Genomic DNA, 13,080 nt, shown 5'->3' on the forward strand with positions numbered 1-13,080 from the left:
CATGGCCAATATTTCCATTCGCAACGTCAGCAAGTCCTATGGCGCGCTCAACGTGCTCAGGCCGTTTTCGCTTGAGATCGAGAACGGCGAGTTCGTGGTGCTGGTCGGGCCTTCCGGCTGCGGCAAGTCGACGATGCTGAAAATCCTCGCCGGCCTCGAACCGGCAAGCGAAGGCCAGATCTTCATCGGCGATAACGAAGTGACGGATCTGGCGCCGGGTGACCGCGACATCGCCATGGTGTTCCAGAACTATGCGCTTTATCCGCACCTGACCGTTCGCCAGAATATCGGCTTCGGCCTGAAGATGCGCGGCACCGACAAGGCCGAGATCGACCGCCGGGTTGATGATGCGGCGCGCATTCTGGAAGTGACACCCTATCTCGATCGCAAGCCCAAGGATCTCTCGGGCGGCCAGCGCCAGCGCGTGGCACTTGGCCGTGCCATCGTGCGCCAGCCCCAGGCCTTCCTGATGGATGAGCCGCTGTCCAACCTCGATGCCAAGCTGCGCGTCCACATGCGTGCCGAAATCGGCGCATTGCACAAGCGCATCGGTGTCACCACCGTTTATGTGACGCATGATCAGGTCGAGGCGATGACGATGGCGGACCGCGTCGTCATCATGCAGGGCGGCATCATCCAGCAGATCGCCGCACCGGACGAGCTTTTCAACAATCCGGCCAATCTTTTCGTCGCCGGTTTCATCGGCTCGCCGGGCATGAATTTCCTCAATGCGGAACTGCGTGACGGCACTGTTACCCTGTTTGGGCAACCGGTTTCCCTGCCGGGTGCGGTCGGCCGCCAGGGCAGCGTGATTGTCGGTCTGCGGCCTGAACATCTCGTTCTGGGCGATGCGCCGGTCACCTTCGATGTCCGTCCGACGCTGGTTGAGAGCCTCGGATCGGAAAAATACGTCTATTTCGATGCGGAGGGTGCAAGGGTCGCGGATGGCGAGGAGGGCAAGTCCAAGGGGCTGATCGCGCGCGTCTCGCATACCGGCAGCCTTCCCGGCAATGAGGCGCTCCGGCTCGGTTTCGATCCGGCCCAGCTTTATCTCTTCGATGCAAAGACCGGAGCACGGCTATGATCCTCGTCACCGGATCGGCAGGCCGTGTCGGCCGTGCCGTTGTCGCCGCCTTGCGCGCACAGGGCCGCGCCGTTCGCGGTTTTGATTTGAGGCCATCGGCAACCGGCGGCGAGGAAGTCGTCGGGTCGCTGGAGGATGCGCAGGCATTGTCCGAGGTCATCAAGGACGTGAGCGCCGTCCTGCATCTGGGCGCCTTCATGTCATGGGCTCCGGCGGATCGCGACCGCATGTTCGCCGTCAATGTCGAGGGCACGCGCCGGCTTCTGGATGCGGCGTCAGCAGCTGGTGTGCGGCGGTTCGTTCTCGCCTCATCGGGCGAGGTCTATCCGGAAAACCGCCCGGAGTTCCTGCCGGTCACCGAGGACCATCCGCTTTGCCCCAATTCGCCGTACGGTCTGACCAAGCTTCTGGGCGAAGAGCTGGTGCGCTTTCACCAACGAAACGGCACGATGGAAACGGTTATCCTGCGTTTCTCGCATACGCAGGATGCGGCGGAGCTGCTGGACGAGGACAGTTTCTTTTCCGGCCCCCGGTTTTTCCTGCGGCCGCGCATCCGCCAGCAGCAGAATTTCGGAAACACCGCCATCGCCGAATTGCTCCAGTCCCGCGATATCGGCGAACCCGCGCACATTCTGGCGCGCAACGAAAACGGCCGGCCGTTCCGTATGCATATAACCGATACGCGCGACATGGTGGCGGGCATTCTCCTTGCTCTCGATCACCCCAAGGCGGCGGGCGGCACCTTCAATCTCGGTGCCGATAAACCGGCCGATTTCGCCGCGCTTCTGCCGAAGATTGCCGCGCTGACCGGCCTGCCCATCGTGACAGTCGATTTTCCCGGCGACGGCGTTTATTACCATACGTCCAACGAGCGGATCAGAAACACTTTGGGGTTTGAAGCGGAATGGACGATGGACCGGATGCTGGACGACGCGGCGGCCGCAAGGCGGCAGCGGCTCGCGAAGGAGCAGAGGCAATGAAACCCGAGACGCCGGGGGGCACGGCGGCACTGGCCAAGGGTCTGACCCTGCTCGACATGGTTGCCGATGCGCCGGAACCGCTGCGTTTTGCCGAGCTGCTGCGGGCTTCCGGTCTGCCGAAGCCGACATTCGCGCGCATCCTGCGGACCCTCATCGCCTATGGCCTCGTCCGTCAGGATGAGGCCCGTGGCACCTACGTTCTCGGCCAGCGTTTTCTGGAAATGTCCCACAAGGTCTGGGAGAGCTTCGATCTCGTCTCGGCGGCGACCCCGGAACTGGAGCGGCTGGCCGCTGAACTGGGGGAGACGGTTGCACTGTGCCGGCTTGACGGCACCATGACGCAATATCTCGCCGAACGCTCGCCGAACGGTCTTTCGGTGCGCGTCGAGGTGGGGCGCCGCGTGCCCCTGCATTGCACCGCACCGGGCAAGGCGCTGCTCGCCTTTCAGGACCCCGCCTTTGGCCGCGCGCTGCTGGATCGCCTGACGCTCGATCTGCAGACACCCAAAACCATTACCACCCTCGATGCGCTGCAGGCGGATCTGACGCTGACGCGGGCACGGGGTTATTCGATTTCCTACGAGGAGCATCTGCCGGGCGTGAATTCGGTCGCCGCCCCTGTCATGGGCCGGGACAATACGCCGATGGGCGTGCTTGTTGCGCTCGGGCCGTCGTCGCGGCTGGATTCCTCCAATATCCATCCCGCCGGGCGTGAATTGATTGCCGCCGCCCGCCGCATTACCGGTGCCGCCGGGGCCGTGGCGATCAGCTCGCGACCGCGCCCGCGTTCGGCAACGGGCCGCCCCAGTGCCGAACTCAGCTGCATTCTGCCTTGGGGTGCGCAGCTGGGGGAAAGCCCGGTCTGGCACGAGGGGGAAAACGCGCTCTATTGGGTGGATATCCTGCATCCGGCGGTGTACCGCTTCGATCCCGCTACTGGCCGCAACGAAACCTGCGAGACCGGCAAGCTGGTCAGCGCCGTCATTCCGGTCACCGGAGGGCGATTGCTGGTGGCGTCGCAGGATGGCGTCGAATGGCTGGATTTCGCCTCCGGCCGGCTGACACCCTTCGTCAGCCCGGAGGCTGGCATTGCCGATAACCGCCTGAACGATGCCAAATGCGGGCCGGATGGCGCGATCTGGGTCGGCTCGATGCGGATCGATGCCTCCAAGCCCACGGGTGCGCTTTATCGCATCAATGCCAATGGCGCATCGGAGCGGAAGGAAGGCGGCATCATCGTCTCCAACGGTCTCGGCTGGAGCCCCGATGGCAGGACGTTCTATTTCGTCGATACAGTGCCCGGCCTCATCCACGCCTATGATTGCGATCCGTCGACGGGCGCGCTATCGCAGCGCCGTGAATTCGCCCGCATTCCGGTGGCCGATGGCCGGCCAGATGGTCTGGCGGTGGATGCCGAAGGCGGTGTCTGGTGCGCCATCTGGGATGGCTGGTGCGTGCGCCGTTATCTTCCGAACGGCAAGCTGGACCAGGTGATCGACATGCCGGTGCCACGCCCTTCCAGCATCGCTTTTGGCGGGCCGGACCTGTCGACGCTGTTCATCACCAGCGCCCGCACGCGCCTGCCTGCCTCCACACTCGCCGATGCGCCGCTCTCCGGCGGCCTGTTTTCCTGCCGCCCGGGAATTGCCGGCGCGCGCATCTCGCTGTTTGAAGGATAAAGGATGCGTCTCGAAAGCGTCTTTGGATTGACGGGCCGCACGGCGCTCGTCACCGGTTCCAGCCGTGGCATAGGCGCCGCCATTGCCGAGGGGCTGGCGGGCGCGGGCGCCCGTGTCATCCTGCATGGCGTAAAGCCGGGCGCTGCTGCGCCCGTGCAGTACCGGATCGTCGCAAGCGGCGGCACGGCGCAGGAACTGGCGGGCGATCTGTCCGAACCCGGTGCCGGTCGTGATCTCATCGAACGGGCCGAGGCGATTGCGCCGGTCGATATTCTTGTCATCAATGCCAGCGCCCAGATCAACGCCGTGCTTTCGGAACTGACAGCGGACGATCTGGCGTTTCAGCTGGCGGTCAATCTGGGCTCGACGGTGGATATGCTGCAGGCGGCCTTGCCGCGCATGGCGGCCCGAAAATGGGGCAGGGTGGTTTCCATCGGTTCGGTCAATCAGCTGCGGCCGAAGGGCATCGTCACCGCCTATGCCGCCACCAAGGCAGCGCAGCACAATCTGATCCAGAGTCAGGCGCGGGATTATGCGCGCGACAATGTGTTGCTCAACACACTCGCGCCCGGCCTCATCGACACCGACCGCAATGCCCACCGTCGTGATGAGGATCCCGAAGGCTGGGGGGAATACGTCCGGACGCTGAACTGGATGGGCCGTGCCGGGCAGCCGGAAGAAATGGTGGGGGCCGCCATCTTCCTGTCGTCGCAGGCCTGCAGTTTCATGACCGGGGAGAACATTTTTCTGACAGGTGGATATTGACGGATTTGCCGGCACGGCTTGCTACTAGCATTCGCAACAAGGCTGCGTATCCCGAGATTCCTGCATATTCGGGATGCCGGCCCATCGCGCGGATCAGAGGACGACAGACACTTCAGACCCATTCCGTCAAACGGAGTCTGCAGCCTGCTAAGTGACAAATGGATTGTGCCGGTTCTTTGGCGTCGTTCTCTCGCGGAAGATCATCGGCTCCGCTTTTGAAAAGAGGTAGGCTTGCGCCATCGGACTTCTGTAATGACATTGGTGTTGGTTCGGGTTCCTTTCAACTGCGTGGCTGTGAAATGGTGCGTCGGGGGTGCGTATCTCTTCAAGACTTTTGTCCGGCTGGATGGCAGACAAAGCGATGGCGCCGCGCAGACGTAAATCAACCCGCTACCTTCCGGAGCGATTTCTCAATCTCTCCTCCGCAATAAGCGTTGCCGTATTCCTCGAAACTTTTATCGTTCAAGGCGGCCAGCGAAGTTGTGGCTACCACTCTTCTGGAAAGGCCCCAGATTGTCGGTGACGTATCCTCAATGATGCCCTGAATGACAGGGAACCGGTCGGCGACCGTAGTCCAAAGGATTGCAGTCGCTATATCTGCTACGCCAATCTTTTCTGTTCCGAGCATAAAGCCGGAAGTAGAGCTCAAGCCGTTTCGTGCCCCGGTATCCGCGAAAATACGGATCCATTTTTGCAGGCGTGGGACGAACCCTTCCCATTTCTCAGGTGTCCACATTTCGCGCCCGCCGTTGAGAGTCAACTCATCAAGGACATCGTTGGCATCGTTAACGATCTTGGCGCTGAGTGCGCGGCCCTCAATAGTTGTCGGCAACATCTCCAGCCGTTCACCCAGGTAGATGGCGATCGCCGGCATCTGGGAGATCGCAAAATTGCGCTCACGGTCAATCAGAACCGGTGGCCCCATGAAGGCAACCGGCTGCTTTTCCACCGCACAATCCATAATATTTTCAATCGCATCGGCATCGTGTTCATCCCAGGAGTACCCACAATGGGCCAGAATTCCGCGGATGAACTGACCTCGAAAAGGAACTGGCCAGTAATAAAGGGCGAAGTTTTTCATGCCTTCCTCCATTGGTCATGCAAACATCGAACGGCGTTGGTTGTTACCAGTTCCCCGACGTGCACTAAGAGTAAAAATGGAACTCAAGGAATGCTCTGACGCTTTGACGGCTTCCATGGCGCAGCAAGAGTTGTTTTTGGACGTAAGGCCCTGTTATTTACGGTTTCCTCGCTAAAAACAGAACACCCTGCGGGGTAATCATCTAACCTCCACACGAACGCTATGCTCAGTCTCTTCAGGCCGCCGTTTTTCCGCAGGCTGAGCGTTCACTCCCCCATCACCACTCCCTCGCGTCGTGGGTCGGCGCTGCCGGCCAAGCCTTCGGCGGTGATTTCGACAGCATGCAGACCGGAATTCATCTCACCCGGTTTCACCTCGTAACCAAGCGCCTTCAGCGGACCGGCCAGTTCTTCCGCGCTGGTGCCGGCCTCGATGTCATAGGTACCGAACCGGTTGATGAGATGCGGCTGGGCGACGATCACTTCCACCGGCATGCCCCAGTCGATATAGGCGATCAGCGCCTGCGCCACATAGCCGATGATCTGGCTTCCTCCGGGCGAACCAATGGCGAGCAGCGGTTTTCCATCCTTCATCACGATAGTGGGGGCCATGGAGGAGCGCGGTCGTTTACCGGGTTCGACGCGGTTGGCGATCGGCAGACCGCCGTCATGCGTCTTGAAGGAAAAGTCCGTCAACTCGTTGTTCAGCAGGAAGCCATTCGTCATCAGACGCGAGCCGAAGCCGCTTTCGATCGTTGTCGTCATCGAGACCACGTTGCCTTCCTTGTCGACGATGACGAAATGACTCGTCGACGGCAACTCAAGCGCGGCATCCCGGCCGAAAAGCAGCGCGTGGTCCCATTCCGGCTCACCGGCATTGACCGCGTCTTTGGCCAGCGCCTTGTCGCCGTCGAGCAGCTTTGCCCTCTCCCCTAGATAGGTCTTGTCCAGCATGCCCTTGACCGGTAGCGGCACGAAATCGGTGTCAGCGACGTAACGCTCGCGGTCGGCGAAGGCGAGACGCTGCGCGTCGCCGATAATGCGCCAGCTTTCGACATTTTTCGGCCCCAGCGACCTCAGATCGAAATTCTCCGCCATGCCGAGCATCTGGCCGATGGCGATTCCGCCTGACGAGGGCGGTCCCATGCCGCAAACGTCAAGTGCACGATAGATAAAGCAGACTGGCTCGCGCTCGATGACGCGATAGTTGGAAAGATCGGAAAGCGACAGTACGCCAGGATTGTCGGCTGCCTCGCGCACCGTCTTGACGATCGCCTCGGCAATTTTCCCCTTGTAAAAGGCATCGGCGCCGCCCTTGGCGATCGCTGCAAGCGTCTCGGCATAGGCCGGGTTCTTCAACGGAGCACCGGCCTGCAGCGCGGCCCCGGAGGTGTCGAAGAAATAGGACCGCGCTTCTGGATATGTCTTCAGCCGGTCACCTTCTGATGCGATCAGCGAGGCAAGGCGCGGCGACACCTGAAAACCGTGGGTCGCCAGCGTTTCCGCCGGCTTCAGTAGGCTTGCCCATTCCGCCTTTCCATAGCGTTTGTGAGCTTCCTCCAGAAGTCGCACCGTTCCCGGCGTGCCAACGGAACGACCGCCGATGACTGCGTTCATGAATTTAAGCGGCTGACCTTTGTCATCCAGGAAGAGCTTTGGCGTGGCATCCATCGGTGCCGTCTCCCGGCCGTCCAACGTCGTCAGCCTGCCGGTTTTAGCGTGGTAATAGACGAGGAAGGCGCCGCCGCCGAGACCGGAACTTTGCGGTTCAACGAGGCCCAGCACAGTCTGCACCGCCACCATCGCATCTATGGCGTTGCCGCCTGCGGCGATCACGTCGCGTCCCGCTTTGGTCGCGAGCGGATTGGCTGCGGCGACCATGAAGTTCTTCGACTCGACACGTTTGGCGGTGGCAAGCCCGGTTGCCTTTTCCGGCGCCACCGTGTCGGACGCCTGCTGGGCGGAGGCGATTGCGGTGGAAAACATCAAGGCAACAACAGCCTCACAGAAAAATCTCATTTTCATCGGCCTCATCCTTCAGAGCGGCGCAAACCATGAATGTGAGAAGGGCAAATCTCGCAGGGCGCTTAAGATCAACTCTCGGGCGACTGCCCTTCCCGGTCAAACATTCGATTTTAATGGCAGTGTAATCAGCCAATCTGGAACGACGATCTGCCGGGCGCCGTTCAGCGTTCAAGTTCGTAAGAAAACACAACAGCCTCCGGGTTGGCCAGAATATTCGGCGCTAATGGAATGCAGCAAGCTCCCGCAAGTCCCAGTGCATTCTCTCACTATCGCCCTGTGTCAGGCCTTCACCCCGTGCAGGATGGGGCGCTATCCCTTTATCCCGCTTGCCGCGATACTGGAGATGAACAGCCTCTGCAGGCAGAGATAAAAGATCAGCACCGGCAGCGTGATGATGGTGAGATAGGCCATCACCTCACCCCAGGGTGTGTTGAGCTGGAAGAAATATTGCAGCCCCACCATCACCGGCCTGTAGGCCTCGGACTGGGTAACGAGAAGCGGCCATAGATATTGCTGGCTGTACATGACGAGAAACTTCAGGATCGCAGCCGTTGCGATGACCGGGCCGCTAAGCGGCATCACCACCTGTGCGTAAATCCGCAGCCAGCTGGCCCCGTCGATGCGCGCCGCCTCCAGCAACTCCTTTGGCAGATCCTTGAAATATTGCACGAAGAGGAAAATCGTCAGCCCGTCTGCGATCCATGGGATGATCTGCACATGCCACGAATTGAGCCATCCCCAGGTAAACCCGTTGCTGTCGATCCATGGCAGATTGTTGACTTCGAGCAGCAGCGGCACGGCAATGGTTTCAAAGGGAATGATGAGCGTGGCGAGGATGACCGAAAAGAGAATATCCTTTCCGCGCCAGTTCAAAAAGGTGAAAGCGAATGCGGCAAGCGAGCCAAGCAGCAGGGCGAGAAACACGGTAACGGCCGTTACCAGAACCGAGTTGAATATGAAGGTCGCAATCGGCGCCCGGGCGAAAGCCGCGGTGTAGTTTTCAAGCGAAAGATCTCCAACCGGCAGGAAAGCGCGTATCGAGGTCGCATCACTGAGCAGCTGGTCGTTCGGTTTCAGCGACGAGAAGCCCATGAACAAGAGAGGCAAAATGAAGATCGCCGCGAAAGCGAGCATGAGCACATAGTTGCCGATGAGAAAAGCGAGGCTCTTGCGTTGTCCGGCCTGCATCATTGCTTCTCCCTTGTCAGGTATCGTTGGGTCAGTGAGATGCACAGGACAAGCAGGAAGAGGACGACCGAGATTGCCGAACCTGCCGCGATGTCCTGCTGTCGATATCCCCGCTCAACCGCCTGATAGACGATGCTTTGCGTCGAATCGCGGGGGCCGCCCTTGGTCATCACATCGATCTGCGCAAAAAGGGCAAAAGCCTGCATGGTAATGACGATGATAATTAGCACGGTCGTGTTGCGCAGCAGCGGCCAGGTTATCATGCTGAACTTCTGCCAGCGGCTCGCGCCTTCGATATCGGCTGCCTCGTAAAGATCCGGAGAGATAGTTTGCAGGCCGGAAAGCCATATGACCATGTGAAAACCGACCCCCTGCCAGACGGACATGACCAGAATGGCCCACAGGGCGGTATCGGTTCTGCCCAGCCAGTCGACTGGCTGGAACAGCCCGAAGCTCATGTAACTCAAAAGGCTGTTCAGGAGCCCGTTATCCGCCGCATAAATAAACCGCCAGAGCAACGCCACCACCACAACCGACAGCACGACGGGCATGAAGTAGACCGCGCGGAAAATCGTGACGCCGGGAATCTTCTGGTTCACCAACAGGGCAAGAAACAACGCCAGCGCCGCCTGAACCGGGGCAACGACCGCCACGAAGGAAAGCGTGTTGACGAGCGCTGTCAAAAAACACGACGTCGCGCGCCAGAATGACGATCTGGTTCTCACCCCAGCTGAAGCTCTTATATTCCCGCATCCCGTCCAGATGGGGATAGTCTGGATTGTTGCGGGTGAAAGTGCGAATTCGCGGATAGGAGGTTGCGCCATCCGCATCCTGCTTGAGGCTCCCATCCGCCTCCCTTTCCGGCTCAAGCTTCAACACGCCGATACCCAGCAGCCGGGTGTAATTTTCAACGCCGACAAACTCGGTCGGATTGGGAGATGTCAGCCGCTGGTTGGTGAAGGAAAACCCGAGCCCCAGCAGAAAGGGCGTGATCAGGAACAGCCCGATCAGCACCATCGCCGGTGCAGCCATGAACCAGCCCGTAAAGCTGTCCCGGGTCAATTTTCCCTTTGAAGACAAGAGCGCCATCGACAACCTTCCCCTATTTGGGTTGGTAACCGGAATTGCGTTCTATGTTGTTGTTTATCTCGTCGGCCGCGTTGTCCAGCGTATCGGCGACATCCGCGCCATTGGCAATGTCAGACACCGCTTTCGAAAACACCGGCGAGATGAAGGCGTAAGCCGGCGTCACCGGGCGCAACGTTCCCTGACGCTTGGAGAGCTCGAAGAAAACTTCGAGCGGGCCACCCTGTTTATAGTTCTCCGTCATCTGGGCTGCGGAAGACGTGGCCGGGATCAGGCCGATCGCATCGGAGAACTGCGCGAGATATTTGTCCTGTATGGCGAATTCGATGAAGGCGGATGCGCCTTGGGGATGCTTGCTGGTGGCCGATACACCAAACTGCCAGGATCCTGCACCGATCTTCGGACCGTTCCCGAAATCAGGGGCAGGCAGGAACAGCAGGTCGTCTCCATATTTCTCCAGAGCCTTCACCGCAACCCAGTTGCCCATCCATTGCAGCGCGTGACGGCCTTCCAGAAAGCCGGTTTCATGGTCGGCAGGCGATTGCGATGTTCCGGGTGCCAGTTTTTTCTGGAACAGGGACTGCCACCATTCTCCGAACTTGATGGCATTGTCTCCGTTAAGGGCGTTCTCGGCGGTTTGATAATTTTCCTTGTCGATCAGGCTTCCGCCGAAGCTTTCCAGAAATGGGCTGAAGGCATAGCTGTACCATTCGGTTTTATCGGCCATACCGAGGTCGATCGCATATTCGAACTTGCCGCTGGCCGCGAGCTTTTCGAGCGCGGCATTAAATTCCTCGCCGCTCCACGGCCGGTCCAGCGTTGGAATGCGAATGCCATTTTCATCGAGAACCGATTTGCGGGCAAAGACCGCGACAGCCGCGTCCCACAGGCCGACCGAATAGAGCTTGTCTCCCCACTTTCCCACCGCGCCGGGCAGGAAATTGGCAAGCTTTGCCTCGTCGATCTGCAGTGGCTGCAGATAACCGGACCAGGCCCAGTTCGGCATGTTCGGGCCGTCGACATCCAGAATGTCTGGCAGCTTGTTGGAGAGCGCGGCGGCGGTGACGGATTCGTTATAGGCGGTTTGGGGAAATTCCTGAAGCGAGACCCGCCAGTCCGACTGGGACGAATTGAAGTCCTCGATGATGCCGGCCAGAATCTTGCGTTCTTCCACATTGCCCGCGCCGTGATACCACATGGTCAGGTCGGTCTGCGCCAGTGCCACAGTGGAAAAAAGCGTCGTCAAGGCAGCGGCTGCCCCCACAAAGATGGCTTTGGTGATCATAGATTGTCCTCCTCCTGAAGAAGAGTAACTTCAACATCTACCGATTGTTCCGCAGAAAATTTGCGTTCTGGCGCTGCACCTTCTCAAGAACGCGACCAGAAGAAGCGTTCGAAAAATAAACAGCACGGAGAAGTGAAGGAGCCGAGCGAAAGCGTTTCGGGGGCAGGCCGGGCCCTCGAAAAAAGCAAGCCCTGAGCGAAGTCCACGCCGTGTTCCCGCAGATAGGCTGCCTGCTCGTCCGTCTCGATTCCGTCGCCGACGGTCAACAGGCCACGTTCCCAAGCCATTCCGATAATATGCAGCGTAACGGTGCTGGTTGCCGTGTTTCTGCCAATGGTGTCGACGAGGGACTTGTCGATCTTCAGGGCATCCATGGGAGCCCCTGCAAATATTGAAGGCTGGAATAGCCGGTGCCGAAATCGTCTATCGCGATGGAATGTCCCGCCTTGCGCGGGCTCATTGCTTTGGCGTTTATCCTCAGATCCCGGACCCATCAAGCTCCCGGGCATCGTCACCTTCCCAGGGAGCGGGCATCGCAAGGCCATCGGTATTGGCTGAGGGCATAGGCATCCAGCACTTCAATTCCGGCTCCGAGTATTCGATGATCCGCCCTGGCGACGAGTCTGAGGCACGCCAGCCTTCTGAACCGTACTGGTCGCCCTTCGACCAGTACGCAAGGTCTACTTGGGATGGCCCTTGTTCGGACGGACGTATCGTAATGAGAATCCGATCTCCGTTTTTCGGCGCGCTTGCCATATGGCGCCATCGGTGTGGTTGATCCATCATTTCCCCCATCGTTCAGGCATTCAAGTCTCACCTCACCGTCCAAGAGGGTCAACTCAAACTTTGTATGACCCTGTATCGATCCGACGGAATTCGACGTCCCTGCAATGAATTTGCCCGTTAACGTCTCTCTCCAGAATCTCGAAAAGAAAGGGAAACCCAAGCATGGCGGGTCTCCTCATAAACGCTCTGAGTTGGTTCCATAGCGCTTGCATCTTCAAAACAGCCCAAGGCGATGGCGACGAGATTGGGCCGAAATTCCGGTATCCAATAGACGGTCGATCCACAGACGGGGCAGAAGCGGAACTCCAGGCTCTTCCCGCTATCTCCGGGCCGCATGTAGGTTTGGTATTCTCCCGACGCAGTAACTTGATCGGCTTCATAAAATACCGCGACACCGAACGCTGAGCCGGTACGATGCTGGCACGCACGGCAGTGACAAACGGAGACCTTGCGGGGTTCTGCGTTTGTCACGACAGTTAGCTGACGACATGAGCAATGGGCCAAGCGCAAACTGTTGCTCCCGGTTCTAAATCCCCGAAATATGGCTTTCGAGGCCCCTCCACCACTCACCGGCAGGAACCGCCCCTCCGGATCTCAGGCTTCGACAGCTTCGCTGACATCATCCAGAAGAAAATGCACGATCACATAGCGTGTCGTGTATTTCTGACCGCTATCGGAGACGCTTTCGATGCTGCCGCCGTCGGAAGGGTGCCATTTCTGGTAGTGGGGGTTGTTGGCGATCAGCGTAATCGCCTTGTCAGAGAACCTGCCGTTCAGCCGGTAGCGGGCCTCTGCGAGATGCCAGATATTTTCAAAATCCTGCTGGCTGATCCGGGCTTTCAAGGCCTTTCTGGATATTGTTTTTCCGGGCGAACCATCGTCATGCGCCGTCGATGGAATATGTAGGTCAACCTCTTCTGCACCGTCCAGCAGAAACGCAAATTCGTCTGGCCACATCCGTCTCACGTATCGCTCCTCCCAAAGCTTACCGTCCTACAGCGCGATCATGATAGCGCCTCCGCCACGAGAGGCAATGGCGGATATGCACCTGTGTTTCCCTCGCGCGCCCACAATCGATGTCGCGAGTTCGAATAGCTGGAACTTGAAATTGGCCGGGAGATC

At 59.3% G+C, this 13,080-nt stretch carries 13 protein-coding genes and 1 pseudogene; 4 read left to right on the forward strand and 10 right to left on the reverse strand.

What is annotated here, in order from left to right; translation table 11 throughout:
• Position 1: 1 nt before the first annotated feature.
• Genes AGR7B_RS20895 through AGR7B_RS20910 form a run of 4 tightly spaced genes read left to right on the forward strand, consistent with a single transcriptional unit; the run spans position 2 to position 4,508 of the window.
• Positions 2-1,084 carry an ABC transporter ATP-binding protein gene (locus tag AGR7B_RS20895; RefSeq protein ID WP_078052902.1) on the forward strand — a complete coding sequence of 361 codons (1,083 nt, stop codon included), beginning with the start codon at positions 2-4 and terminating at the stop codon, positions 1,082-1,084.
• Positions 1,081-2,064, forward strand: a complete 984-nt coding sequence (locus AGR7B_RS20900) for an NAD-dependent epimerase/dehydratase family protein (RefSeq protein ID WP_080857764.1) — start codon at positions 1,081-1,083, stop codon at positions 2,062-2,064. The genes AGR7B_RS20895 and AGR7B_RS20900 overlap by 4 nt, the downstream gene beginning before the upstream one ends.
• Positions 2,061-3,743 carry an SMP-30/gluconolactonase/LRE family protein gene (locus AGR7B_RS20905; protein WP_080857765.1) on the forward strand — a complete coding sequence of 561 codons (1,683 nt, stop codon included), beginning with the start codon at positions 2,061-2,063 and terminating at the stop codon, positions 3,741-3,743. Before AGR7B_RS20900 ends, AGR7B_RS20905 begins: the two co-directional genes overlap by 4 nt.
• 3 nt (positions 3,744-3,746) lie before the next feature.
• Positions 3,747-4,508, forward strand: a complete 762-nt coding sequence (locus AGR7B_RS20910) for an SDR family NAD(P)-dependent oxidoreductase (protein ID WP_078052899.1) — start codon at positions 3,747-3,749, stop codon at positions 4,506-4,508.
• Positions 4,509-4,890: 382 nt separating this feature from the next.
• On the opposite strand, the gene AGR7B_RS20920 is transcribed toward AGR7B_RS20910, so the two are convergent.
• The 10 genes and pseudogenes from AGR7B_RS20920 to AGR7B_RS20960 form a co-directional block, all read right to left on the reverse strand.
• Complete coding sequence (locus tag AGR7B_RS20920; protein ID WP_080857766.1) at positions 4,891-5,589, reverse strand: glutathione transferase, Atu5508 family; 699 nt, start codon at positions 5,587-5,589, stop codon at positions 4,891-4,893.
• A gap of 266 nt (positions 5,590-5,855) precedes the next feature.
• Positions 5,856-7,613 (reverse strand): gamma-glutamyltransferase, encoded by a 1,758-nt coding sequence (gene ggt / locus AGR7B_RS20925; protein WP_080857767.1) that lies wholly within the window; start codon positions 7,611-7,613, stop codon positions 5,856-5,858.
• Between the two features lie 309 nt (positions 7,614-7,922).
• Complete coding sequence (locus AGR7B_RS20930; protein WP_080857768.1) at positions 7,923-8,804, reverse strand: carbohydrate ABC transporter permease; 882 nt, start codon at positions 8,802-8,804, stop codon at positions 7,923-7,925.
• Positions 8,801-9,400, reverse strand: coding sequence for a carbohydrate ABC transporter permease (locus tag AGR7B_RS26295; RefSeq protein WP_245317746.1), 600 nt, complete (start codon positions 9,398-9,400; stop codon positions 8,801-8,803). Before AGR7B_RS26295 ends, AGR7B_RS20930 begins: the two co-directional genes overlap by 4 nt.
• Positions 9,288-9,890: an ABC transporter permease family protein gene (locus tag AGR7B_RS26300; RefSeq protein ID WP_245317733.1), complete on the reverse strand. Its 603-nt coding sequence runs from the start codon at positions 9,888-9,890 to the stop codon at positions 9,288-9,290. Before AGR7B_RS26300 ends, AGR7B_RS26295 begins: the two co-directional genes overlap by 113 nt.
• Positions 9,891-9,903: 13 nt before the next feature.
• Positions 9,904-11,172, reverse strand: coding sequence for a sugar ABC transporter substrate-binding protein (locus tag AGR7B_RS20940; RefSeq protein WP_078052894.1), 1,269 nt, complete (start codon positions 11,170-11,172; stop codon positions 9,904-9,906).
• Between the two features lie 83 nt (positions 11,173-11,255).
• A pseudogene (locus AGR7B_RS20945) lies at positions 11,256-11,623 on the reverse strand (EAL domain-containing protein); the annotation flags it as partial.
• Between the two features lie 26 nt (positions 11,624-11,649).
• Entirely contained in the window at positions 11,650-11,955 is a 306-nt protein-coding gene (locus AGR7B_RS20950) for a hypothetical protein (protein WP_065654962.1), read from the reverse strand.
• 120 nt (positions 11,956-12,075) lie between these two features.
• Positions 12,076-12,468: a GFA family protein gene (locus tag AGR7B_RS20955; protein ID WP_080857769.1), complete on the reverse strand. Its 393-nt coding sequence runs from the start codon at positions 12,466-12,468 to the stop codon at positions 12,076-12,078.
• Positions 12,469-12,552: 84 nt separating this feature from the next.
• A complete protein-coding gene (locus tag AGR7B_RS20960) occupies positions 12,553-12,915 on the reverse strand; it encodes a hypothetical protein (protein WP_065654901.1) in 363 nt (120 codons plus the stop codon).
• Positions 12,916-13,080: the final 165 nt, after the last annotated feature.

Source organism: Agrobacterium deltaense RV3 (genome assembly GCF_900013505.1).
Taxonomy (GTDB): Bacteria; Pseudomonadota; Alphaproteobacteria; order Rhizobiales; family Rhizobiaceae; genus Agrobacterium; species Agrobacterium leguminum.

Excerpts from the sequence above, each read along its gene's own strand:
- AGR7B_RS20910 (WP_078052899.1), top strand. The coding sequence starts at position 3,747 with ATGCGTCTCGAAAGCGTCTTTGGATTGACGGGCCGCACGGCGCTCGTC.
- AGR7B_RS20940 (WP_078052894.1), bottom strand. The coding sequence starts at position 11,172 with ATGATCACCAAAGCCATCTTTGTGGGGGCAGCCGCTGCCTTGACGACG.
- AGR7B_RS26300 (WP_245317733.1), bottom strand. The coding sequence starts at position 9,890 with ATGGCGCTCTTGTCTTCAAAGGGAAAATTGACCCGGGACAGCTTTACG.
- AGR7B_RS20895 (WP_078052902.1), top strand. The coding sequence starts at position 2 with ATGGCCAATATTTCCATTCGCAACGTCAGCAAGTCCTATGGCGCGCTC.
- AGR7B_RS20920 (WP_080857766.1), bottom strand. The coding sequence starts at position 5,589 with ATGAAAAACTTCGCCCTTTATTACTGGCCAGTTCCTTTTCGAGGTCAG.
- AGR7B_RS20960 (WP_065654901.1), bottom strand. The coding sequence starts at position 12,915 with ATGTGGCCAGACGAATTTGCGTTTCTGCTGGACGGTGCAGAAGAGGTT.
- AGR7B_RS20950 (WP_065654962.1), bottom strand. The coding sequence starts at position 11,955 with ATGGATCAACCACACCGATGGCGCCATATGGCAAGCGCGCCGAAAAAC.
- AGR7B_RS20905 (WP_080857765.1), top strand. The coding sequence starts at position 2,061 with ATGAAACCCGAGACGCCGGGGGGCACGGCGGCACTGGCCAAGGGTCTG.
- AGR7B_RS20900 (WP_080857764.1), top strand. The coding sequence starts at position 1,081 with ATGATCCTCGTCACCGGATCGGCAGGCCGTGTCGGCCGTGCCGTTGTC.
- ggt (WP_080857767.1), bottom strand. The coding sequence starts at position 7,613 with ATGAAAATGAGATTTTTCTGTGAGGCTGTTGTTGCCTTGATGTTTTCC.
- AGR7B_RS20930 (WP_080857768.1), bottom strand. The coding sequence starts at position 8,804 with ATGATGCAGGCCGGACAACGCAAGAGCCTCGCTTTTCTCATCGGCAAC.